Source organism: Acidithiobacillus sp. HP-2 (assembly GCF_015100155.1).
Taxonomy (GTDB): domain Bacteria; phylum Pseudomonadota; class Gammaproteobacteria; order Acidithiobacillales; family Acidithiobacillaceae; genus Acidithiobacillus.
The window spans coordinates 111,188-132,795 of record NZ_JACKZA010000012.1 but is presented as its reverse complement, the minus strand read 5'-3'; the positions used below and the strand labels follow the sequence as shown (position 1 = coordinate 132,795).

At 48.3% G+C, this 21,608-nt stretch carries 19 protein-coding genes, 1 tRNA gene and 1 pseudogene; 2 read left to right on the top strand and 19 right to left on the bottom strand.

What is annotated here, in order from left to right; translation table 11 throughout:
- From tnpA to H7F11_RS11140, 16 genes and pseudogenes are all read right to left on the bottom strand, one after another.
- Positions 1 to 221, bottom strand: a 221-nt coding sequence (tnpA, locus tag H7F11_RS11210; RefSeq protein WP_193658144.1) for an IS200/IS605 family transposase, incomplete at its 3' end; no start/stop codon positions are given.
- Positions 222 to 287: 66 nt separating this feature from the next.
- Positions 288 to 1,916 (bottom strand): hypothetical protein, encoded by a 1,629-nt coding sequence (locus H7F11_RS11205; protein ID WP_193649317.1) that lies wholly within the window; start codon positions 1,914 to 1,916, stop codon positions 288 to 290.
- Positions 1,917 to 2,110: 194 nt separating this feature from the next.
- Positions 2,111 to 2,239 carry a hypothetical protein gene (locus H7F11_RS16970; protein WP_264674716.1) on the bottom strand — a complete coding sequence of 43 codons (129 nt, stop codon included), beginning with the start codon at positions 2,237 to 2,239 and terminating at the stop codon, positions 2,111 to 2,113.
- Between the two features lie 64 nt (positions 2,240 to 2,303).
- Entirely contained in the window at positions 2,304 to 2,633 is a 330-nt protein-coding gene (locus tag H7F11_RS11200) for a hypothetical protein (protein ID WP_193649318.1), read from the bottom strand.
- A 710-nt stretch (positions 2,634 to 3,343) separates the two neighbouring features.
- Positions 3,344 to 3,709: pseudogene (locus H7F11_RS11195) on the bottom strand (IS1634 family transposase); the annotation flags it as partial.
- Between the two features lie 357 nt (positions 3,710 to 4,066).
- Positions 4,067 to 4,142: transfer RNA gene (locus tag H7F11_RS11190), tRNA-Lys, on the bottom strand.
- Positions 4,143 to 4,196: 54 nt separating this feature from the next.
- Positions 4,197 to 4,622 carry a Fur family transcriptional regulator gene (locus H7F11_RS11185; RefSeq protein ID WP_010639029.1) on the bottom strand — a complete coding sequence of 142 codons (426 nt, stop codon included), beginning with the start codon at positions 4,620 to 4,622 and terminating at the stop codon, positions 4,197 to 4,199.
- 53 nt (positions 4,623 to 4,675) lie between these two features.
- Complete coding sequence (locus tag H7F11_RS11180) at positions 4,676 to 5,779, bottom strand: NAD(P)/FAD-dependent oxidoreductase (RefSeq protein WP_193649319.1); 1,104 nt, start codon at positions 5,777 to 5,779, stop codon at positions 4,676 to 4,678.
- A 20-nt stretch (positions 5,780 to 5,799) separates the two neighbouring features.
- The gene (locus H7F11_RS11175; protein ID WP_227485448.1) at positions 5,800 to 9,354 is read right to left on the bottom strand and encodes a translocation/assembly module TamB domain-containing protein; all 3,555 of its coding nucleotides are present in this window, start codon (positions 9,352 to 9,354) and stop codon (positions 5,800 to 5,802) included.
- Positions 9,354 to 11,081 (bottom strand): autotransporter assembly complex protein TamA, encoded by a 1,728-nt coding sequence (locus tag H7F11_RS11170; protein ID WP_227485441.1) that lies wholly within the window; start codon positions 11,079 to 11,081, stop codon positions 9,354 to 9,356. Before H7F11_RS11170 ends, H7F11_RS11175 begins: the two co-directional genes overlap by 1 nt.
- Before the next feature lie 185 nt (positions 11,082 to 11,266).
- Complete coding sequence (locus tag H7F11_RS11165) at positions 11,267 to 11,527, bottom strand: hypothetical protein (protein ID WP_193649320.1); 261 nt, start codon at positions 11,525 to 11,527, stop codon at positions 11,267 to 11,269.
- A gap of 102 nt (positions 11,528 to 11,629) precedes the next feature.
- Positions 11,630 to 11,977 (bottom strand): DUF3293 domain-containing protein, encoded by a 348-nt coding sequence (locus H7F11_RS11160; protein WP_193649321.1) that lies wholly within the window; start codon positions 11,975 to 11,977, stop codon positions 11,630 to 11,632.
- A 16-nt stretch (positions 11,978 to 11,993) separates the two neighbouring features.
- Positions 11,994 to 13,445, bottom strand: coding sequence for a D-alanyl-D-alanine carboxypeptidase/D-alanyl-D-alanine-endopeptidase (gene dacB / locus H7F11_RS11155; protein ID WP_227485447.1), 1,452 nt, complete (start codon positions 13,443 to 13,445; stop codon positions 11,994 to 11,996).
- 99 nt (positions 13,446 to 13,544) lie between these two features.
- Complete coding sequence (locus H7F11_RS11150) at positions 13,545 to 14,768, bottom strand: MFS transporter (RefSeq protein WP_193649323.1); 1,224 nt, start codon at positions 14,766 to 14,768, stop codon at positions 13,545 to 13,547.
- A 46-nt stretch (positions 14,769 to 14,814) separates the two neighbouring features.
- Positions 14,815 to 15,369 carry a c-type cytochrome gene (locus H7F11_RS16750; RefSeq protein ID WP_227485440.1) on the bottom strand — a complete coding sequence of 185 codons (555 nt, stop codon included), beginning with the start codon at positions 15,367 to 15,369 and terminating at the stop codon, positions 14,815 to 14,817.
- Positions 15,370 to 15,416: 47 nt separating this feature from the next.
- Positions 15,417 to 15,719, bottom strand: a complete 303-nt coding sequence (locus H7F11_RS11140) for a hypothetical protein (RefSeq protein ID WP_193649324.1) — start codon at positions 15,717 to 15,719, stop codon at positions 15,417 to 15,419.
- A 233-nt stretch (positions 15,720 to 15,952) separates the two neighbouring features.
- Between H7F11_RS11140 and H7F11_RS11135 the strand changes: the two genes are divergently transcribed.
- The gene (locus tag H7F11_RS11135; protein ID WP_227485439.1) at positions 15,953 to 17,083 is read left to right on the top strand and encodes a fatty acid desaturase; all 1,131 of its coding nucleotides are present in this window, start codon (positions 15,953 to 15,955) and stop codon (positions 17,081 to 17,083) included.
- On the opposite strand, the gene H7F11_RS11130 is transcribed toward H7F11_RS11135, so the two are convergent.
- Genes H7F11_RS11130 through rfaD form a run of 3 tightly spaced genes read right to left on the bottom strand, consistent with a single transcriptional unit; the run spans position 17,065 to position 19,461 of the window.
- Positions 17,065 to 17,472: a hypothetical protein gene (locus tag H7F11_RS11130; RefSeq protein ID WP_193649325.1), complete on the bottom strand. Its 408-nt coding sequence runs from the start codon at positions 17,470 to 17,472 to the stop codon at positions 17,065 to 17,067. The genes H7F11_RS11135 and H7F11_RS11130 overlap by 19 nt on opposite strands.
- A complete protein-coding gene (locus H7F11_RS11125) occupies positions 17,462 to 18,472 on the bottom strand; it encodes an NAD-dependent epimerase (protein ID WP_193649326.1) in 1,011 nt (336 codons plus the stop codon). Before H7F11_RS11125 ends, H7F11_RS11130 begins: the two co-directional genes overlap by 11 nt.
- The gene (gene rfaD, locus H7F11_RS11120; RefSeq protein ID WP_193649327.1) at positions 18,472 to 19,461 is read right to left on the bottom strand and encodes an ADP-glyceromanno-heptose 6-epimerase; all 990 of its coding nucleotides are present in this window, start codon (positions 19,459 to 19,461) and stop codon (positions 18,472 to 18,474) included. The genes H7F11_RS11125 and rfaD overlap by 1 nt, the downstream gene beginning before the upstream one ends.
- Before the next feature lie 157 nt (positions 19,462 to 19,618).
- Here rfaD and H7F11_RS11115 point away from each other — a divergent pair, with 157 nt between their 5' ends.
- Positions 19,619 to 21,607, top strand: coding sequence for a cation:proton antiporter (locus tag H7F11_RS11115; protein ID WP_193649328.1), 1,989 nt, complete (start codon positions 19,619 to 19,621; stop codon positions 21,605 to 21,607).
- Position 21,608 lies beyond the last annotated feature (1 nt).

The window sequence follows — 21,608 nt, the reverse complement described above, 5'->3', positions numbered from 1 at the left end:
ACTGCGTACTTCGGCGGTATCGAAATCAGCATATGAACATGGTCTACCATCAGATGCCCTTCTTCTATCCGGCTTTCCTTATGCCGGGCCAAAGCCCGAAATACCTCCCCAAGATCATTCCGTAACTGACCGTACAACACCCTACGTCGGCACTTCGGAATAAATACTATGTGATATTTGCACTCCCACTTGCTGTGCCTTAGGCTCAATCCTTCGTCCATCGGTTTCTCCTTCATCGTGTGCTTGGCGGCTCACAACGTCGGTTCTCCGATGGACTCCCCTATATGTCAAACATCTACTGTCACCCCGGCAGAGCCGGGGGATTTCCTATTTTTGGTTAATAAAGCATCTTCCGGTCTGGTCTGCTCTCCCGCATCCCGAAAATCCGTCAGTAACGCAAAGTAAATATTGGAATCGCGGTTTCCGAGGTAGCGGATTTCCTGGGCCTCCAGCAACGCGTCGATTTCCTGTGGCGAACTCAGCAGTGTCGGGATAACGACCATGCAGCGGTGCGCATCAGGAACACCCTGCGAAAAATCCATCTGCGGCAAGGCGCCGGGCGCCATAAAAAGAGTGATCAGGCGATTTACCAGAGAAACCGCCAAAGCCGAAATACTCACAACCCCGACCATGCCTAGCCACCAGACACGCCAGTCGGTGGAGCTGAGGCCCTCAAGAGGGACGCGCAAAATTAAACTGATCAGCACCGTCAACAGGAATATGGCGCTGATATACAAGGAAAGGCGGAGATGATCGCCCATTTGTCTGGCCGCTGACCGCCATTCAAAATGGCAGCCCATCGCCAGATCAAGACGCTGCCGACCCCGATCCAGCAGGTAATAGCCGACATGCGCAGATCGATCTTCTCTGTTTATTCGCTGCGATGCCGCCTGGGCAAGTGCAATCGCCTCCTCCGCCACCGCCAGCTCATCACGCCCACTGCTGCGTGCAATATCTTCAATAGCGTGGCGATATCGATCGCGTGTTGCGAAATCCTGTCCGTCGTATATACCCATCGGATCCCGGCGCAGGCGTTGTTCGACAACACTGTACGCTTCGACATGACTTCTCCAGTCCATAGCCGCGAGAAAATTCAGGCTTCCAATGCTGTTTGCCATGGATATCTGGTTGGCGGCGGACTTTCTGGCGGATACTTCAGACAACTGGGTCGCGGTTATGCCCTGTTCAAGTAATTTATGTTCGACCCACGTTTGCACGAATGCCATAGCGGGACCGTATGCTTGCAATCTGGCGTAAAACTCCTCAACAAACGGCGCCGTCAAGGGCATATCTGCGTGCGCAAATTCGGCAAGTAGCTGAATCAGCAGTTTCGGCTCTTTTTCTGCGGCGGCGAGCATGCGATCCGCCCAGACCATCGCGGCATTGCGTTCCTCCCGCCGACAAGCAACGTTCAGACTAGCGCGACGCAGGTTTTCCAGTAACGCCAATTGCAGCATGATGGGGAAGGCCCATAATTCGCCCAGCGTTAATGCCGTAATGGTCTGATAAGCATGGATATAGGCGCTGACGTTATCTCCGTCGACGCGGGCATCCTGATGCGCAATCAATTCAGAGGCGAGGTCGTAAACACGGGGGAACCCCGCCAAGCTGCCGGATTGCAGGCGTGGCAGCTGCTTGCCATAACCGACAGGCAAATGCCTTCGGGCCAGAATGATTTGCTGCTCAATGAGGTAGAAATTATCAAGCAGCCAGATCTCGCCAGACAGTGTCCGCTGCTCAGCCTGCGCGGTCCCTACGGTGAGCACGTCATAAGCTGCACGTAGAACATCGGCATTGTCGGCCAGGCGGGGTAGCAGGCGATCTGGCCTAGGGTATGGATCAATCGCATGCTGACCAGCCAACATTACCGCATGTTGTTTCAGTTGTTCAATGCTGAACAGCTCCGAGCGTAACAAGTCCGCATCCGATGCGTTGTTCAGTGCGTTTTTTACACAGGATGAGAACTCTAATTTTTTTGTAGCTATGACGCTCTCCTCGGAGGAATTTAGCGATACGTCAGGGCATCATCTATTCCTCTTCCACTTCATATGCAATGCAACATGTTCTCGTGACGGGACGCCCCTCCTTTTTTGGCTGGGCGCTGCTTATTTCAGCGGGGAACGATGGTGGCACCCATATCGCTGGAATGCTTCTTGGCCTGTTTGGCCTGTTTTTTCTCTTTGGGTGTCATCGCTGGCTGCTTCCTGGTTTCTTTATTGCTTTTCTGTGTTTTGCTCATGATGGTTTCCCCTGTGCAGCTGCATGGAATATATGGTCAATCTGGAATAACTGGTTGTCGGACTTCAGTGCGTCTTGCCCTGGTACTCTTTACCATTGTTCATAGCATCATGCAGTTCTGACTTGAGCCCAACTATATCGGCCGACTTGGCTCTCAGTTGCTGCGTTGTGCGAATGACGCCTGCCCGATCATGTTGGGCCTTCAGCCTGATAATCCTTTCTTCCAATCGGTGCAGTGCGATCTCTTCATGGTGGAGGTGCTCGCGCATCTGAACGATGGTCCTGTTATGCGTAAGCGGATAAGGGGTCGATGCCCTGTCTGTACTTGCCTGGGCTCCGGCAGCGACGCTGCCGATAAGTAGAATGCCAATAATGTTTGCCATCCAGCGGTTCATGAACATGCTCCTGTGTAGCGATGTATGACAAACCACCCGCCATGCATAACGCAGTATAACCTATTCCTAGTCGCGGCGTACGGTAAAAAATTCGTCAATTTCATTGACACGTTTAATTTCTAATCAGTAATCCGAGCCATAAACGTAAAATTTGCTGTCATTCAGAACGCTGATGACAACGACTTTGATTTTATATGCTTATAAAAATAGGCTGAAGAAACTGCCAACATGCCCTCTCTACGATATATATCGTGTCATGAGCAAAAACAAGGAGAACGCAATCCACGTTACTTAATTGGGCAAAAACGCTAAATCCGTAAGTTCAACATTGACGATGTGCCGGATAGGGCAGAACAAACCGAAGTCTTGCAGAACGGATAATCATCTTCGCTACCAAGGCAATCGGGTTCAAAAAGGCAGAAACGGTCAAAATGCACCATTCATTAGCAATCAAGATCAGGTTTTTATCATCCCATATTGAGGATACTGGATCGTTAACGCACTGAAGAATTGCCAGGATTTTGATTGTTTACATGGCAGTTTTCTTTGCGCCTAATTTGGTAATTTTAATTATCCTTACATTGAATTCACGGATCCAAGATGTGCTATATGTCTGATATACTGCACGATGTTTCCGCGAACTTTATTATGCCCATAGTTGTACTAATTATTCTAGTTATCCTTATTAAAGCATCTGTAAAAATTCTACGCTAAAGCGTCAGTTGCTGAGACGCAGCTGGTTTTTTTATCCAAGGGGCATGCAGTACCTCGCTTTGACATTCCTGGATGGAGGACACCCCAGATACGGGTGGGGCGCCATTGAGGCGCACTCGGTGATGCTGAATGCGGCGGAGCTGCTCCAGGGCGCGTTCTGGTGTCAGTCCAGTGTGACTCGCCCGTAAGCGACTGCGCATGACCCGGTGCAGAAACAACGCCATGAAGCAGATCGCTGCATGCGCCCGTATCCGTTCGGGCAGGCGGTGGTAGACCGGGCCAATTTCCAATTCCGATTTGAGCACTTTGAATCCGCGCTCAATATCGGCGAGGGATTTGTAACGGGACACGACCGCCTCTGGTTTCACCTATGGAAGCGGTCAGCGCATCATAAAACGGGTAGTGGACTATGACGCCAAGATTGACCGAACCATGCGCCTCATTGCCAAGCGGGAGAAGATACGTCAGCAGGGCAATATGTGAAGGCTGGCGCTGATGCTGACCCCAATTTGTGAAACCAAACCCCATGAATGAGGCGAAAACACCCCTTCCTGCCTATTCTACAAAACACCCCATATGAGCCTGTCAAGGCTGGCTGGCTGGTACTGTAACGACCACTTTATCCATGCGACCGTGTTGCGTTTACTCTCTGAGGTTAGCTCTGGGTTAGCCAGAAAAATAAAGGCACCCAGCAAATTGCGCTAAGTGCCTGTTTTATTTGGTGGGTTGTGAGGGGATCGAACCCACGACCCGCTGATTAAGAGTCAGCTGCTCTACCAACTGAGCTAACAACCCAAGGACAACGCATTATAAGGATTTAGGAAAGGAAGGCAAGAGCCGTTAATAAATCTAATGAGCCACGCGTTGACGGAGACGGATGACGACCTCGACATTTTCCACTTCAGTTTCAGCGGGTATGTCAGGAAGCTTGCTGATTTGCAGGGAACTTGCAGGAATATCCTGTAATTGGCCGGTATCCACATGATAGAAGTGGTGGTGCATGGACACATTGGGATCGTAGAAGACCTTACCTGGTTCTACAATGACTTCACGAACCAAGGAGTGATCTGCAAATAAACCTAGTGTATTGTACACCGTAGCCTTGGAGACCACGGGATAATCAGCATTGACCCGCTGCATGATTTCTTCAGCAGAAAGATGGGCACACGAAGAGAAGAGGGCGTAGCCAATCTCTACACGCTGGCTGGTGGGATTAACGCCTGCATCCCGTAACGTTTCCAAAACACGCTGCTTATTCCAATCCTGATTGTCCATGTATGGTCCCTCTATAATTCTAAACTGGTTATAATTCTAGCTCTATCCAGTGATCAGGGGAAGACCTGGCTCTCATTTTGATAATGTGTTGCCGGATTATAAGGGGTAGTATCAATGGGGGGCGCCTTGTCGGTGAGCAGGCAAGTGAGTATTTCAGCTGTTGCCGGCGCATTGGTGAGGCCATAACGAAAATGACCGGCAGCAACATACAGGCCGTTCCAGCCGGGCAGGGGGCCTATATAGGGAACACTCTCCGGGCTGCCCGGTCGCAGTCCCGACCATTGTCTGATAATGCTGGAACTATTTAAACCAGAAAGCTGGTCACGCGCAAAATTCCACAATATTTGTCGTGCTAACGGCGTAACGGACTTGTCAAATTGCACGTTTTCACTGGTGCTGCCAGCTAGAATGAGACCATCCTGTCTTTGTACCAGGTAGTGATTATCTTGCATTACCATGGAATCGAGCATGCCTGGAGACCCTTGCAGTAACAGCATTTGGCCACGTACCGGATAAATTTGTAGATGAATATCAATTTGCTCAAGTAATTTTCCGGTCCATGCTCCGGCAGTCACTATAGCCTTGTCTGAAGCTAAAAACCCCTGTTTACTTTCCACGCCGAGCAGTTGTTCATTTTTATGTCTAAAGCCCGTGATTTCAGTATGTTCAAGTAATTTAATATCAAGCTGTCGACAGCGTTCGGCCAGGGCGGATAGCAGGCGGGGATTCCGCACTTGTGCTACTTCAGGGCACCAGAGGTTTTTTGGGGTTATAGCTTTGCCGCCAGAGATTTGCCAGTTCAGGCCCCAATTTTGTCCCCAATGGCCGATATCATCTGGTAAAACTTCATTTTCTCCGTCAATAATGCGCAATCCAGATAGGGTCCACTGAGGATCAATATTGGTGAGAGAAGCTAACTCCGAAGAAAGAGCACGATGAAGTGACATACTATAAAATGACAGCCGAAGTAATTCTGGAGGATAATGCCAAGGATAAAGAGGACTGAGTATTCCACCACCAGCCCAGGATGCCTCCCGGCCAATTTGTCCCTGGTCCACAATGGTTACGGCAAAACCTGCCTCAGCAAGCCGAACGGCGGCAAGCATTCCAATGACTCCAGCCCCGATCAGGACGATGCTTTCTCGTTTTTTTAGCACCAAAAAGGCTCCATGATGATTTAAAAATCTATCCGATAAAATATGTTCGCACCATTCTGGGTGCCATTTTCAGTTTGTAATTCGATATGCTTACTCACCCGATAACGCAATCTGGCAACTGTTCCGTTTCCCATCACCGATTGTCCTACGCTCAGATATAAATCTGGTGTCAGATAATGCCCCAAGGTAACCATGGCTCCAGACAAACCTTGTTGACCGTTAGAAGTTACGCCAACATCAATACCACTATTACTCAGACTATTTCCGAAAAGCGCTGCACGACTAGCAGAAAAGAGGGTGCCTGCCGCAGCCGAAAGTAATTCATCCTGATTACCCAGACCACTTGAAGGTGTGCCGAGAAGCAGATAAGACAAAATATCGGCCTGAGACATGGATGGACTGGAATAAAGATTTACTTGTGGTACCTGTAAAGTCCCTGTTACCTGAACACCAGCTTTCACCGGCGTATTATTATCCACGGCAAAACTGTCAGAGTTTTTGATGGTGCGTACCGCGAGTACATCCAGATTAGCCTGATTGGCTGCCCCATGGAAGTTGATAGAGCCTCGTTCAAAATCCAGGCTATGACCATAAATATCATAATGACCATTTACCATGCGCAATATTCCTTTAACAACAGGACTATGTCCATCCTGCATCCTGACATCCAGTGCCCCAATCAAATCGGCTCGTAAGCCACTGATAAAAACTTTAGCATCATTGCCTAGTGTGACCTGCAAATTCACACTTAGAGCAGGGCCTGCATTATTTTTCTTGATATTTTTAACAAAAACCACATCACTGGAAGGTTTTGGTCCGTTAAAATCTGTACCAAGAATACGCAGGCGATTCGTATGAATGGCACCCCCAATATTTATTTTTTGTAAGGTTCCATCAATATGAAGATTGGGGCTAACGGCCGCCTGTACTTGAGGAAGATTCAAGGCCGTAAATTCATGGCCAGCTATGCTCAAGGCAAAATGTGTTTCGGGTCGCATGTAGATGGCACCGTTTCCTGAAATACGACCTGTTCCCGAAGTTGCGTGCATGTCACTGATTTGCAACTCTTGACCATTGCCTAGCAGTTTGGCCCCAACATCTTGTAAATCGAGCCCGGCTTGCGGAACATACAAGCCAAGACCTTGTAACTCAGCAGTGCCGTGCCATTTGGGATCTGCCCATGTTCCGGTGAGATCTCCTTCTATATTGCCACTACCTTGGGCACGCATTTTCAGAGTTCCAATGGGCAAAGCCGCAAAAAGAGGAGCGCCCAGTTTTGCCAGAACGGTCGCTTGAAGTGCCGCTTGCTCATTCCATCGCCAGGGCAGGGAGAGGGTAACCGGACTATGCAGGTAAATTTGCGCAGAGCCCCAATTTTTTGGCAATACCAGGCGAGATGTTAAGGTTAGATTTTTGGGTTGCCAACGCACCTGGCCGCTGAACTTCTGCAAATCAATGGATTGGGATACGTTATCAGATAACCAGTGCAACTGGGTTTTCTCAAAATCCCAGTTACCCTCAGCATGACAGACACCATGACATTGTGCCTGTAAATGGGTGTTTAAATATCCATCAAGAGATATATCATTATTTTTTTGGTTAAAATCCAGCGGAAGAGATAAAATATTCAAATTTAAACTCGCCAGGTTTTGCGCTGGGTTATAAAGTCCTTGAGCGCTGATCTTTGATCCATGAGTATCATTGAATACGAGTGGTCTGATTCGAATGACACCGGAATTCCAGGATAAGTTCGAAGGATGCTCCAGTTGCCAAAGTCCGAGGCGCTTGCTTTGAAAATGGCTTTGGTTTAATAACAGATTCCATGTTGAATGAGAATGTTTGACCAAACTAAGTAGAGTAAATTGATTACCACCTGATTGCCCTTCAATATCCATTCCAAATTGCGCCAAAGTGCCATGAGCTTGTGAATGCAGGTTGATCAGATACTTTTTGTATTCTGCACCTTCCATCTGCAGATTGGCTTGCAGGCTATCATCAGTAAGAAGAGAGGCTTGGGCATCAACTTTTCGAATTGCAATCCCCGAGTAAAGCAGTTTTTGGGCATGAGCTTTTATACTACCAACCCAGTTATGATCAGACTGCGCAATCCATCCGTGGGCACTTGTTGAACCACGGGCATCAGGTGTTAACATTTGCCAATTGTCAACATTCAAAGAAAATGATAGATGTTTCTGCAAATTTCCAGAAGCATTGATGGTTAACCCTGGCCCACGAATATTCGCCTTTTGCAAATCCCACTGACTACCAGAGAATTTCAGATCTGCATTACCCACCAAATTGGTTTTATATATTTGACTAGGTAACACCTGCAATTGGAAGTGTCCATTCGTGCTTTTTTCTGCTTGCGCAGCATTTATGATCATATTACAGGACAACTGGCCGGGAACAGTAGGAAAAATAAGTTGATTTCGTAAACCTCTAATCCGCAATTCACCCTGAACACTTATCAACGGTTGCCAATCTATTTTTAATTTTGCAGGTAGCAGTTTCGCACCAAGCATGTTCCCCGTGTAATCATATTGTAGGCCGGTATTGCTACCTTCAAGATTCCCTTGAATACCACCAAATTTTGGCGATCCATTCACCGCAAATGCACCAATATAGTGATTAATTTTCCCATGCAAGTGTATTTGCAATGACAAAGGACCGGTCGGTACAGACTTCGGTATATCTTTAACTACGATGTTGCTCAGTTTTCCATATATCGTGAAGTCACCAGCGCTATTCTCTGGAAGATTTATTTTCCAGAAGCCGGTGGTAGTTTTGCTGAGAGATGGGTTTTTTAAGTCCATGGAATTCAATACAATTTGGTGCGGAGCAATCTGAATCAGGCTGCTGATGCTATTCAGTGAATTTTTCTGATTAAATATTAGCTTAATTGGGCCACCAAATGTATTGTCGCTTAATCCATGCCATGCCGCACTCCAAAAGAGGTTCGTATGTGCAGGGGAGGGCTCAATCCAGTCCCCCGTGGTGTTAAGGCTGCGTTTTTCCATTTGGACTTGCGCTGAAAATTTCAACTGCCCAGCGGAAAGATGTGCTCTGAGTTCGTCAATATGAATATTTCCACGATTCCATGAGATATTTTTAAGCGTACCATCCGTTAATCTAAAAGTATTTTTCTGTCCTTGCCACACCTGTAATTTTTTAATAGTAGTTGGTCCAACACGTATTACGATGAATCGCGACCACAGCGGTAAGGCTGGCCAAGCAAGATTCAGATTACTGGGCTTTGAGGAAGATTTTGGTAAATGTAGTTGAGCATTAACAATTTTAAGGTCTGCAACATCTAGCTCTCCCCATAATAAATGACTAGGATGCAATGCCCACTGCAACTTTTGAGCGGTAAAGCGGGAAGATCCGCCGGACCAGTTCAGCTCTGATATTTTCAAACCATCCATTAAAGTTCCACTGATTTTTTTTGTACTTAAATGTGGAACTTGAGCCAATGCCCAGCATGCACCGTTATTGGTATTCAACAACAAAAATAGGGCAGAAACAATAATCCCTACCGTACAGATAAAAAATAAAATGGCCAGGTTTCTGAAGCGCATCACAGGCTAAATCCCACTGAGAAAGCAATCCGTACAGCCGGAGCCTTAGGATTCACTAAGGGATGTGCCAGATCAAAATGAATGGGTCCCACTGGAGAATACCAACGGAAACCAAGTCCTACATCCTGAAGTATGTGCACATTCGAGAAGCTGTTAAAAGCATTGCCAGCATCATAAAAAACAACAACCGCCCAATTTTTGCTGACAAAACGTTGAATATTAAAGCCAGCCACTGCCAGCATTCTGCCACCTTCGACTGCGCCATCGCTATCTACCGGACCCTGTGACTGAAAGGCGTAACCGGGTAGACTGTTTTGTCCACCTGCAAAAAAACGCAAGTTAGGCGGTAAAACACTAATGGGGCCATTCAACCACATCGCACCCACTTTGGCTCTTGTACCTATGACCCATTGCCGGTTAATACGTACATTCCAGCTTCCACGGGCACTGAATCGTACAAAATTAGCGGTGCTCCCCCATACTTTACTGGCGCCTTCGGCGCGAGCCGTCAGCGAGTAACCGGATATAGGTCTTAATATATTGCGAAAATCCTGAATTGTATATTGTAGGGAAGGGTAAATATAAAAACTGTTATTCACTTCATCTGCGACCGTATAGTTAGCTTGTTCCAAATTAACCAGGGCTTCCAGTGTGGTGGTTTTATTGCGGCTATTGTCATCACGCAATGACCACTGTCGCCCAACACTCGCCAGTATTTCATTACTATCGTAAGCAGTGAGAGTTTGATTCTGATAGCTGGCTTGTGCAACATATTCAGATCCTATATTTTTTCCAATAGGCCATTTATAAAGTATGCTGGCGTTTCGGTTAAGTTGCGCCGCCAAAATAGAAACGCGCACATGCTGAGCTGCATCAAAAGCATTGTAATTATCATAAATCAATGCTGCATTAGGGCCAATATCGGTACTATAACCAGCACCAACCTTAATATGTTGTGCTGGCATACTTTTCAAATTAATGCTGACAGGCACGAGATTGTTTTTTTCTGCGTTCAAGTCAGCCTGAACTGAGATGTCTGAAAAGCGATCCGCGTTACGCAAATTGCTTTGGGTCACCGCCAGGGCTGCAGGTGCGTACCAGTCTCCTTCCTTGAAAGAAACATAACGCTCAACAAACCACCGAGGATAATGCTCTGCACCATGTACAGTGATAGAACCAAAACGAAAACGAGGTCCGGTATTTAGCCATAGATAAATATCCGACCAAAATTCTTTTTTATCGATTAATATTTCATGGCGAGTATATTCTGCTTTAGCGTAGCCTTGTCTATTTAACGCTTCCAGTGCTTTACCTTTCCACTCTTCATACTCGATTTGATCAAGCACAGCCCCATCTTTTAATGGAAACACCTTGAAAAGATGAATTAAGGATGGTGTGTTACTGCCTGATCCGGATTTTTTGAGGTCTATTTTACGAACAATAATTGGCTTACCTAGTGAAATTGAAAATTGCAACAGATAATTTTTGGGACTGATAATTTTTTTACTGACTTTCCATGTTGCGTCGTAGTAACCATAAGCCTGTAATGCATCTTTCAGCCGAAGGCTGGCAGACATTTCTGTTTCTTCAAGGCGATCCGCCTTGTCACCAATGGTCACAAGAGGTAAGGCTTTGTTCAGCTTATCCGCCATCGAAGCAGGAACATCCTCAAAGCCAAAATGCACGACATCGGCCAGTGCCGGGACCGAAAAAAATCCCAGCAACAAGACGAAAGCCCCCTTGAATCTTGACGAGGCTCGACTTTTATATTTTAAGTAACATTCTGTTTTTATGTGTACTTTTTTCAGAAGTCCCCCTGCATCTCCATGTGCTGGCCCCATCCTGTTGACCATGATGATTCTAACATGATTTTCAGCAAATGCAGGGGAGCGGGAACCCGTTCAGAATGGTACTATTTTTCTCTATCGAAAGAAGAGGTATTTTGGTGGATTTCCCGATACTGGGTGACCACAATGTCCTGATTGGTGCTTTTGCGCATTTTACGTTTTTGCCACCAGAGGAAAACCATGCCGCTTGCACCCAAGATCGCCACCGCAATAAATGCGAAAATAGCGAAAAAAAACAAACCAACCAATAAGACCATACCGACCATTACGGTCAACAAACGCACCCACCAAGGTGCCCGATTACCTGGAAAAGAGTAGTGTGTCATCGCGCTCCCTCTGAAATCACTCAGTTACATTGTGGGACCATGATCCCTGATCGAAGTTCATTTCATAATTTTACATAATAAACATTATACGAAATAAAAAACTCAGGCATACACTAGCCATACACGTCTTCCATCCAGATAGACAAAAGCTTTTTGTCCAAATTGACGAGCACGCTTGGCTGCCGCTGACTCATTCATAGCAAACACAATCAGACTTTCCTCCCACCATGCATCAACACCGCAACAGGATCGTAAGAATCGATAGCCCTTGGCATCCAACAATCTGACCAAACGAAGTTGTCTTTTTCTGTTTTGCCATGGACTCAATTGCTCTGACTGCGGATTCCAGGCCGTAATAATTGCAGCACGCACTCCATAAGCCTGGCCACCGATATGGAGGCTAAACTGACCGGGAAGCAGATAATGACTGTTTCGGTAGACCGCATCCAAAGCATCTGCGGCGAGTTTATGAGTCTCTTGCAGGCGATAATTGGTTTTTCCCCAGGATGATGTCGCGCACGACTTGGTCCACCCGGGCTCTGGCCTCAGCCTCCGTGCCCTGGAAATGATCGACCATAATCGCAAAGACATAAGCTTCCCCTGACTTATTGCGGAGTAATCCGGCGAGCGTGACTGCATTGCGTAAAGTTCCTGTCTTGGCTCTTATGGTGCCTTTTGGCAGATCAAGAAAACGATGCCTCAAAGTGCCATCTACTGCCGCAACGGGCAAAGAATCACGCCAGATCTTGCCCCAGGGTTGCTGATAAGAATACGCCAATGCCGTGACTAAATCTTTTGCACTAAGGCGATCTAGCCGCGATAAACCGGAACCATCCACGAGCTGTGAAGACGCATTGTTCAGTAGGCCTGATTGTAGTAACCAGTCATGTAATCCCTGCATGGCAGAGGCACGACTGCCATCACCTCCTCGACGCAGATCCGCATCTCTCAGTAAAACCTCTACATGCGTATTTTCACTGACTTTGTTGGCTACGGTTATCTCTTCTGCAAGCGACGGTGACACTCTTTCGGCAAGAACCGTAGTGCCTGGATATCTGCTACGCCAGTCACCCGGAGAACTTGGGCGACGATCAACACTGATTGTTGGTCCAACCACTATCCCCTCCTCTTCTGCAGCTTGCCGCAGGGCTAATGCTGCAAAATAAGCTGGATCGGGTTGAGCCAACAAGGCAGAAAAATTTCCAGTATTGGCACGTACGCTACCAATAAGCTGATATTGGTTTCCGGATTGAATGAGCTGAACAGGTTGTTCTTCTCCTTGCTGAGCAACGGTTTGCACCTTATTAATGATGGTGTTCAGTGGATTGGGCTTAATTTTTACTGTGGTGAGTCTACCCGCCCGTCGTGCGGGAAGCAGATCAACACTGACCATGGCGTCATTGAACATCAATGCGCTTACCGGCGCTCCATACCAGAAACGCTGATCATCTGTCGTCCAACCTGGTATATGGTGATCTTCTGGAAACTTTCCAGCATCCACGACCATACCGTCGGGAACATAACGAACGCCCCGTGCGAAGAGACTTTTGGCGATGCTCCGCATCGGCAGCATAGGATCACCGCGCTTGGTTTTTTCTACAAACGGAAAGTGTCGACCGGAAATATCGGGATCTCCATCGCCCAGCACAATCAGTGGTCCAGTTACTGTGCCGGTCGGTTTAACTGTTCCTAAAACCAGAGTATGTTGCCTGGCCTCCGCCCCTAATACCTGCAAAATATAGGCAGTTGTCAACAATTTGGCTGTCGATGCAGGCAATTGACTATGCGTAGCTTCCTGATTCAGCAAAAGGTGGGCATCATGAATGCTGCGCAGTGCAATACTCCAATGCTCGCCATTGGCGCTGGACTCATTATTTCCATTAGTTTCCGCCTGGCTGACTCCGCACAGTCCCAGCATCCCCAAAAATAAACCCAAACTAATCATGCCTATCAACCAGTCTGATGTTTTTTCCTTCGACCCATTAAGCAACATGTCTAACGCTCCTTTTTGATTATTTTATATTGGTGATTTCTTGTCCTGATAGAGCTTGTCCGGCATCCCTATTGCCAGTAAAAGGCTGGGGATCGCGGCCACAAATGCCAAAAGAAAAAATTCGACGAATCCAACTTTTGCTGCAAGAAAGCCACTAAAACCTCCTACTACGGTGGCCGCCACAGACATCAAAGCCGAACCGATGGCAAAATGGGTGGCTTGATAATTTTCCTGACAGCGTTGCATTAAAAAAACCATAAGTACAGCCGTACCCAATCCGGCTGAACCTTGTTCAAAGGCAATGGTGACGCCCACCCACCAGATAGATGGATCTGCCCAGGCCAGCCAGGCATAGGCTGGTATGGCCAGAGACTGAATTAAGGTAAGCGGAAAAAGGGCTCTTTTTAAACCCCAACGCGAAATAATGAGACCACCCAGTAATGCCCCTCCAATACCAGTCACCGTACCGACACTGCCAGTGAGAATTCCGCGCGCAATTAATCCGTAACCCAGATTGTTCAGGAAAGGGGTAACCATGGCGAACATCATGGCATCCCCGGCTCTAAACAAGAGAATGAAGGCCAAAGCCCAAACAATGCCAGGCTGCGCCAAATAGGTTTGAAAAGCTTCACATACTGCTGCCCAACGATGACCGTGATGCTGCATATTGGTGGGTGGCGGTACTGGCAGTATCCATTCATGAAAACCGGCCAGTCCCCACATCATGGCTGCAGCAGTCAAAAAACAGGCTGTCCATGATATCCATCCCGCTAAAATGACGAGTGCGCCATTACCTACCAGCATCGCCATCCGATAAGCGGCCACCCTAAGCCCTGAAAAACCCGCCTGATCAGCCGTATCAAGGGTCTGAATATAATAACCATCGACAGACATATCGTGTGTTGCTGACATGAAAGCCATCAGAATAAAAATTTTCGCAGCAAGATCCAGATTAAGATGTTGTGCGGGCCAAATCAGCAAGGCCGCTACAGCCCCTAAAATCAACTCCATGACTACCAGCCAGCGTTTTTTATTTCCGAATAAATCAATGACCGGACTCCAGAATAGTTTCAGATTCCAGGGCAGTCCAAAAAATGAGAGCAGGCCAATAACCTGAAGACTGGCACCTGCATAAGTAAAAAACTGCACAGAAACCTGTTGCACCAAAGAATAGGGCAATCCTTCGGCATAGTAAGTACTGGCAATCCAGGAAAGTTTTTTAAATTTTATACCCACAGCATTTTCCATATAAAAAACCCCCGCTGGGCGGGGGTTTTAACAGGCCTGAAAAATGTCAGGCTGATTTTGGCGGAGCAATAGACTTTTGCGCCAGTACCCAGGCAGCCAATTCTTTAGCCTGAGCCGGTGTCACGCTTTGTGCTGGCATCGGCATTCCACCCCATACACCCGATACACCGTGTTCAATGGCATGACTCAGCGTGTCAACCGCCTTGGGATTACCCTTGTATTTATAGGCAACCCAAGCAAAAGCCGGCCCAACAACCTTGGCTTCCACCTGATGACAGGCAAAACAGCCCTTGGCTTCTGCCAGGGATTTTGCTTTAGCCATCTGATCCGTATTCATAGTGGCCCCTGATGCAGCCACTTTCACAAAGTGCCCGCTCCCTCCCTGCACATCAAAACTGGATGGCGAGGTGGTAGATCCAGTGCTGTCATCACTTTGGGTAGATCCAGAACCCTGGTCACTACTCATGGCCGAGCTGGTAGCAGAGCTATCACTGGGCGCGGTGGTGGACTCTTCCTTCTTGGCACAGGCTGCAGCGAGAGTTACTACACTGGCGAGTACCAGAAGGCGCATGACTGGGTTGATATTGCGTACGTTCATCATAAATACGCCTCCTCTTTTTTCTGGTTATGGACTACCCTTGTAACAACTTAGTCTGTAGAGGCACCGGAGCTGTCGCTGGCAGCCGTATCCGAAGAATCGGCACTGCTGGTGTCAGCTGCAGCACTGCTGTCAGCACTGGTATCGGGCGCAGCTGATTCCATAGGCGCAGCGGCAGCACTGGTATCAGTGCTGGTCGTGTTTGCCGGAGCAGCAGATTCTGTCGTGGTGGTTGCACTACTATCCGCCGCAGCGGTGGTGTCTTCTTTCTTGGCGCAGGCCGATGCCAGAGCAATGGCGCCAGCAACCAGAACAATACGGGCAACAGGTTTGATCTTAGCGATATCCAACATTTCTTTCACTCTCCTAAATAGTTAATACAGGATGACAGCTTCAGTTACACATCATTTATAGCGCAAATGACCGTACCATGTTAGCACTAATTTTTCCCATGCCAAATACCGGTCCTGCACCCTGGGCGGATAGTGAGCTCCAAGACTGACTCGCCCGGATACTCAAAAACACTTGGTGATCGCGGTATATTATGTATAATAATGTGCTATTATATTTATATAGGGCGACTCAAATGCAAGCAGATCCAGGAAAGCAATATGATGCCTTGAAATCACTTAAAATTCAAACGGTTCGTCAGTCTATTCGGCCGGAATGTTATCAACGCGATATCAGCAAGGCTTTGTTCAGTTATGCTTTTGACGCAGGGCTTTATCTAGCGGCGATTACTGGCATATTGCTGATCCACCATTGGTGGGCACAGCTGCTGCTCGGCCTGGTGGCAGGATCTGCTGTTGCTTTCATGTTTGTCTGGGCCCACGATGCCGCGCATGGCGCCTTATTTGAAAATCGGCACCTGGCCGAGGTATTGGGCACACTGTTCATGTTGCCTTCCTTCAATATGTATCGCCTATGGGCTTTTGGACATAATCGCGTGCACCATGGGTTTACGAGTCTGAGCCCCATTGACTGGATCTGGAAACCATTAACCCCCCGGGAATATCGCCAAAAAAACATCTTTCAAAAATGGATATATCGACTGGAGCGAAGCCCTTATACCTGTGCCTTGCATTATCTGCTGCGCGTATGGTGGCCCGGAATGGTGCGTTTCAAGGCAGATCAGAAAAACAGGCGCGCTTTTACCTTAAGTAAAATCATTACTGCACTGTTTTTCATGGTATTTTCGGCATTTTCCTGGTGGGCGGCAGGTCCCCTGGGCTTTATCGCAGCGGTGCTGCTCCCCTTTCTGGTTTTCAATTACTACATTGCCCTTTTTGTTTATCTGCATCACACGCATCCTGACATTCCCTTTTTTATGGAAAAAGAAGAATGGAGTCAGAGTGTTGGCCAACTATATTGCAGTACGGTCGTGCGTTGTTCAAAAATCAGCGAAATGCTTATTCATAACATCCTGATTCATGCGCCGCATCATGTAGATCCGCGTATCCCCTATTATCATCTTGAAGCAGCTTATGAAGACCTGCGCTCGGCCTATGGTATCTATCTGCATGAAATGCGTTTTAGTTTTAGATCTGTGCGTCGAATATTCAGTGACTGCAAACTCTATGATTATGACGCAAAGCAATGGATGAGTTTTCGTTCCGGCCGCAGCTGGATTGATCAAAAAACTCTGAGATCAGTGCCTCAACCGGTGCCAGCGTTTACCCCGGAAAAACAGCCTGCTGATTATTCGTCGTCTGCATAGACTTTCTGCTTTGCATGCAAATTATCCGTAGTGGTGTTAAGAGCCTGAAGATGTAAAATCTTCAGGAGCCGCATGACTATCGGGTAAAGAAGAACAGCAGATACTGCCAGATAGACAATACCCGAATATAGAGCGTAGGCACTGGCAAAAAGCTTGGCGACAGTCCCATGCAGGTTGGACACCGGCCCCATACCACTGAGAATCATGCTGGCATTGAGCAGACTGTTGATCCAGTTGATCTTTCCCAGAAAATGGTAACCCAGGATACCGACCCCCAAAGAGATGGTCATAAAACCCAGCCCAATGGCTGTATAACGCAGTTGATGCCAAACAAATTCCGTGCGGCTGCGTAAATGAATGGATTGAAGATGAAGTGGCTTATTGGGCATTGCCATAATACCGACGGTACCAGTCCACAAAGTGCTGCAGTCCCGCACGCAAGGGCGTGTCCGGAGCAAAAGCGACAGCCTCCTGAAGTGCAGAGACATCGGCGTAGGTAGCTACCACGTCACCATCCTGCATGGGCAGCCATTCGATTTCTGCCTTTTTATCCAGACACTCTTCCAGCGTATGAATAAAGTCCGTCAGGGCTACCGGTGTATGATTGCCGATATTGTGTATCTGAAAAGGCGCGGCACTGGATGCCGGATCCGCAGGCCAGCTGGCCTGCGGGCCGGGTATTTTCGGAACAAGACGGGTAACACCTTCTATGATGTCGTCTATATAAGTAAAATCCCGCTGCATTTTTCCATGATTAAATACCGGAATTTTTTCACCGGCAAGGATTTTGCGGGTGAAGCTGAAATACGCCATGTCCGGCCTTCCCCAGGGACCATAAACGGTAAAAAAACGCAGCCCCGTACAGGGAATGCCATACAAGTGCGCATAACTATGAGCCATCAACTCCCCTGCCCGCTTGGTGGCCGCATAAAGGCTGACTGGATGATCCACCGGATCGTGAACGCTGTAAGGGAGTTGACTATTGGCTCCATACACAGAGCTGGAAGACGCAAAAAGCAGATGCCCGACTTTTTGTGCCCGACATCCCTCAAGGATGTGCAAGAAACCGGTCACATTACTGTCCACATAACTGTGCGGAGCCTGCAATGAATAACGCACACCAGCCTGAGCGGCCAGATGAATCACCACATCAAAATGGGGTCCCGCAAAAAGCGTATCCATGGCGGAGCGATCTGCCAGATCGATTTTTTTAAACTGAAAAGCTGGATGACCTTCCAGTTGAGCGAGACGATCTTTTTTGAGGTTAGGATCATAATAGTCGTTAAGATTATCAATCCCCTGCACAATCCATCCATCGGCCAGCAAACGCCGCGCAAGGTGAAACCCAATGAATCCGGCAACGCCGGTGATGAGTACCCGCGTTTCCATTATTGGTCCCGTTCAGCCAGCCAGTCGATGTAACGCTCCACTCCCTGTTCTACGGAGAGAAAGGTTTTGCTATAACCTGCAGCGCGTAATTGGCGAATGTCAGCCTGTGTGAAACTTTGATATTTACCATGCAGTGCATCAGGCATGCTGATATAACGAATGGTTTGGGATTTTTGCAGGCTGGGTAAATCGTGAGTTTCCTCACCGGCCATACGCCGCATACTGTTGACCACAGTGACAGCCACATCATTGAAGCTTTGAGCCTGCCCCGTGCCCACGTTGTAAATACCGCTGTGTGGATGATCCAGAAAGTGCATATTGGCGGACACTACGTCATCTACGTGAATAAAATCTCGACGTTGCTCGCCATCCGCATAACCGGCACTGCCTGCGAACAGATGCACATGCCCATCCAGCCGATATTGCCTGTAAAAATGCATGGCCACAGAAGCCATACGGCCCTTATGAAACTCCCGGGGGCCATAGACATTGAAGTAGCGAAATCCATGTACCGGGGCCTTCAACTCATTCCACATGCGCCGTAAATACTGATCAAACTGAAACTTGCTGAAACCATAAATATTCAGGGGAGATTCGGCTTCGCGTTTTTCCGTAAAACTCCCGGTCATACCGTAAACAGAAGCACTGGATGCATACAGAAAAGGAATATTGTGCCGTTGACACCAATGCAGTAACGCCTTGCTGAAAGCATAGTTGTTTTCCATGACATAACGCCCATCCGTGGCCATGGTATCGGAACAGGCGCCTTCATGGAAAACGGCTTCGACACCTTGCAGCTGATCATTCTGAATCAACTCCAGAAGACGCTCAGCTTCCATGTAGTCGGCAATTTCCAGATCGGTGAGGTTGAGAAACTTGTCTGCGCGGGTCAGGTGGTCAACCACGAGAATGTCTGAAATACCTTTTTGATTCAGTGAATAAACAATATTGGCGCCGATGAATCCAGCTCCGCCCGTGACAATATACATGCGCATTTCTCCTTTTCCGGTTATGATAACAGAAAGTGGGCATCTGCCGAACATAAGCCCATATCCCTTTCGGGGAGTGCAAACACTCAATCGACCCTACCTATGAAAACCACGCAAGCGCCATGACCAGATTCTGGTGTGTTTGCTGAGGAGACCTATGCACGATCAGGGACTGCTAATCATTATCTTGCTGCTCGCTACGGGCGTGATCCTGGTGGGGGTCCTGCGCTTTTTGCAGTTGCCCGCAGTGTTTGCCTATCTGCTGACCGGAGTCATTCTCGGGCCGCATGCTCTTGCGGTGGTGCCCGATCTGGCCAGCACCCGTCAACTGGCAGCATTTGGTGTGGTGTTTCTGATGTTCAGCATTGGGCTGGAATTCAGTCTTTCACAATTCATGAGCATGCGACGACTGATTTTTGGTATGGGCGCTGCCCAGGTTTTGCTTACCAGTGTTATTTTTGTGGGTATTGCTCTGATTATTCCGCTTTCCTGGAAAACCGGCGTGATTCTCGGGGGCATTCTGGCCATGTCATCGACGGCCATGGTAATCCGTGCCCTGGCCGAGAAAATGGAAATGCAGTCCCGTCACGGTCGCATAGCGGTCAGTGTATTGCTGTTTCAGGATTTAGCCGTAGTTCCCCTGCTGATTCTGATTCCGGCACTGGCAGGGTCCGCCAAAGAGCTTCCTCATGATCTTGCCATGGCCGGTCTTAAAGCGGTGGTGGTGTTATTGGTCTTGCTGGTCATTGGCCGGCCGATAATGCGGCCCTGGTTTCAGTTGATTGCCAACCGCAAATCTACTGAGCTGTTCATGCTCAATGTGTTACTGGTGACCCTGGCTCTGGCGTGGATTACGGAACAGGCCGGGCTTTCTTTGGCTTTGGGCGCATTTGTAGCGGGCATGCTGATTTCCGAAACCGCCTATCGCTATCAGGTGGAAGCTGATATTGCGCCCTTTCGCGATATTCTCCTGGGGCTGTTTTTTGTCACCATCGGGATGTTGGTGGATTTGCCCGCCTGGTGGGCGAATATTGCCTGGGTGCTCATCGTTTTATTGCTGATTGTGTTTCTAAAAGGCTTTCTGGTGTGGGGGCTGAGCCGATTATTCGGTTATGAACCCGGAGTGGCATTACGCTCTGCCATTGTCCTTGCACAAGCGGGAGAATTTGGTTTTGTATTGCTGGCACTGGCCAATCAATACCAATTGTTACCCGCGCATGTGTTGCAGCCTGTGTTGGGCGGTATGTTGTTATCCATGATGTTGGCACCCATTCTGGTAGAACGTAATGGCTGGATTGCGCGCAAATTGGTGGGAAGTTACCACAATCATCGCGATCAGCAACTCACTGAAATACGCGCCGCTGATCTCAAGGCCCACGTGGTGCTTTGTGGATATGGCCGGGTTGGTCAAAGTGTAGGCAGGGTACTTGAAGAAGAAGCTATTCCTTTTATTGCCCTGGATCTGGATCCGGTGCGGGTCCGTCAGGCGCAGTCTGCGGGAGAGTCCATATTTTATGGGGATGCCAGTCGACGTGACGTTTTGCAGGCGGCGGGAATTTTCTCGGCGCGGGCGGTGGTGATCACCTATGCCAATGTCGCGTCCAGTCAGCGGGTTCTTTCCATAATCAAGGAGTTGAGACCAGAATTACCGGTGGTGGTCCGTGCTCATGACGACAGCCAACTGGAAAAATTGGAAGCCGCCGGAGCCGATGAAGTAGTGCCGGAGGTAAACGAAGGGGCCTTGATGCTCGCCTCTCAGACCTTATTACTCATCGGTTTTCCCATCAGCACCGTATTACGTCGGGTCAGGCGTTTTCGTCAGGAGCGCTACCAGTTCTTCCGTGGCGCATTCTGGGGCGGTTCTGAACCCGGCGAAGATCAGGCTTCGGCGCGACTGGCCTCTATCCCTTTGGGTGAAACCGCTTTTGGCTTGCGCCTTAGCCTTCGCGAGCTGAATTTGACCAGTTTTGGCGTGTCTGTGGTGGCCGTGCGGCGGCACGGTATTCGCGGGCGCGATCCGGCTCCGGATACCGTATTGAAATCTGGAGATGTACTGGTTTTATTTGGTAGCCCCGCAGCACTGACCAAAGCCGAACTGTATGTTCTTGAGGGTAACACTGCACAGGAAACTGCAGTCACCGCATAAG